The organism is Curtobacterium sp. B18 (assembly GCF_000333375.1).
Taxonomy (GTDB): domain Bacteria; phylum Actinomycetota; class Actinomycetes; order Actinomycetales; family Microbacteriaceae; genus Curtobacterium.
This window is the reverse complement of the sequence record NZ_BACZ01000488.1, coordinates 1-806: the sequence shown is the minus strand read 5'-3', so window position 1 is coordinate 806 and position 806 is coordinate 1. Positions and strand designations below refer to the sequence as shown.

The 806-nt window shown below is 73.8% G+C and carries 1 pseudogene; it reads left to right on the top strand.

Annotation, left to right across the window (positions count from 1 at the left end):
• Positions 1-774 (top strand): annotated as a pseudogene (locus tag I5E_RS25555) (ABC transporter permease); the annotation flags it as partial.
• Positions 775-806 lie beyond the last annotated feature (32 nt).

Sequence of the window (806 nt, the reverse complement as noted above, 5' to 3'; positions counted from 1 at the left end):
CGGACCCGTCGCTACCGGGGTCTCGGCTGGTTCGACACGCTCGGCTCCACGCCCGTCGGCGCGGTCGCGGCCAGGGCGCTCACCTACTGGGGCCGGGACCCGCGCTACCGCGCCTCGTACCTGATCATCGTCTTCGTCCCGATCGTCGTCATCCCGCTCGGGGTGGCCGGCGTCCCGTGGCACTGGACCGCGCTCGTGCCGCTGCCGCTGATGGCGCTCATCGCCGGGTTCCTGCCGCACAACGACGTCTCGTACGACAACACGGCGGTGTGGCTGCACGTCGCCTCGGGGGCACCCGGGTGGAGCGACCGGCTCGGTCGCCTCGTGCCCGTGCTGGCCGTCGGCATCCCCGCGCTCGTCGCGGGCTCGTGGGTCTCGGCGTGGCTGTTCGGCGACTGGACGGCGTTCCCACTGCTGATCGGCGTGAGTGCGAGTGCGCTCCTGTCCGGCCTCGGACTGTCGAGCGTCGTGTCGGTCGTGCTGCCGTACCCGACGGTCCGTCCCGGTGACCACCCCTTCCAGCAGCCCCAGGCCGCCGGGGTGCTCGCCTCGGTCGCGCAGTCGTCGATGGTGCTCGGGATCCTGGTCTGCTCGGTCCCCGCAGCGTGGCTCGCGGTGCTCGCGTTCGTCGACGGCCCGGAGCCGTGGGGGATGGCCACTCTGGTCGTCGGGGTCCTGGTCGGCGTGGTCGTCCTCGCGGCCGGCGTCGCGGTCGGCGGCCGGCTCTTCGACCGCCACGGACCGGACCTGCTCGCCGCGGCGCAGCGCAACTGAGCCGGGTGGCGTCCCGGAGGTGACCGCCTGAC